Source organism: Flavobacterium sp. RHBU_3, assembly GCF_046613565.1.
In the GTDB taxonomy this organism is placed as follows: domain Bacteria; phylum Bacteroidota; class Bacteroidia; order Flavobacteriales; family Flavobacteriaceae; genus Flavobacterium.
In genome coordinates this window covers 1-1,322 of the sequence record NZ_JBKJHC010000034.1, presented here as the reverse complement: position 1 = coordinate 1,322, position 1,322 = coordinate 1, and the positions used below count along the sequence as shown (strand labels likewise).

Here is a 1,322-nt window from a genome sequence, read left to right as displayed (position 1 = left end):
ATGAGTACAACTAAACAAGCTTACTTTAAATCGGTAGACAAAATAAAGTTTGAGGGTCGCGAGAGCAACAACCCACTTGCTTTTAAATGGTATGATGAAAATCGTGTGGTAGCTGGCAAAACGCTTAAAGAGCACTTTAAGTTTGCCATGGCATGGTGGCACACACTATGCAACACCGGTAACGACCCTTTTGGTCCGGGTACCGAAACACACGCGTGGAATGCAAAGGATAACGCCGTAGCGCGTGCTAAAGATAAAATGGATGCCGGTTTTGAATTTATGGAGAAGCTTGGTATACCGTACTACTGTTTCCACGATGTAGACCTTGTAGACGAAGCGCCAACCCTTGCTGAGTTTGAAGACCGCATACAGGCTATGGTGGAATACGCAAAACAAAAACAACAGGAAACCGGTATTAAACTACTTTGGGGTACCAGCAACCTGTTTAGCAACCCACGTTTTATGAACGGGGCTTCTACAAACCCTAATTTTGATGTAGTAGCATATGCAGGTGCTCAGGCTAAAATAGCTATTGATGCTACCATAGCACTAAACGGAGACGGTTACGTTTTCTGGGGTGGCCGCGAAGGTTACATGAGCCTTTTAAACACTGACATGAAACGCGAGCAGGAACACTTGGCTATGTTCCTTGCTATGTGTCGCGATTATGCACGCAAGGAAGGCTTTAAAGGAACATTCTTTATTGAGCCTAAGCCAATGGAACCAATGAAGCACCAGTACGACTTTGATGCTGCTACCTGTGTAGGTTTCCTTAACCAGTACGGCCTTAAAGACGACTTTAAACTAAACATTGAAGTTAACCACGCTACACTGGCAAGCCACACTTTTGAGCACGAACTACAAGTAGCTGCTAATGCAGGTATGCTGGGCAGTATTGATGCTAACCGTGGTGACTACCAAAACGGATGGGACACTGACCAATTCCCAATCGACATCTACGAAGTTACCCAGGCCATGCTTGTATTCCTTCAGGCAGGTGGTATGCAGGGTGGTGGTGTAAACTTTGATGCTAAAGTACGCCGTAACTCAATAGACATTGAAGACAAATTCATAGCCCACATAAGCGGTATGGATGTTTTTGCACGCGGACTTATAACAGCCGAACATATACTTACAAACACAAACTATACAACACTGCGCACTGAGCGCTATGCATCATTTGACGGTGGTAACGGAAAACAGTTTGAAAAAGGTGAACTAACCCTTGAAAACCTAAACGCCATTGCACGTCAGAATGGAGAACCTACACCTATAAGCGGTAAACAAGAACTGTTTGAACAAATTATTGCTAACGCTTACTA

Annotated in this window: 1 protein-coding gene; it reads left to right on the top strand. The window is 44.3% G+C overall.

Features of this window, described 5'->3' with window-relative positions; all coding sequences use genetic code 11:
- The coding region (gene xylA / locus ACLI1A_RS19520) for a xylose isomerase (RefSeq protein WP_411410374.1) at positions 1 to 1,322 on the top strand (1,322 nt) is incomplete at its 3' end.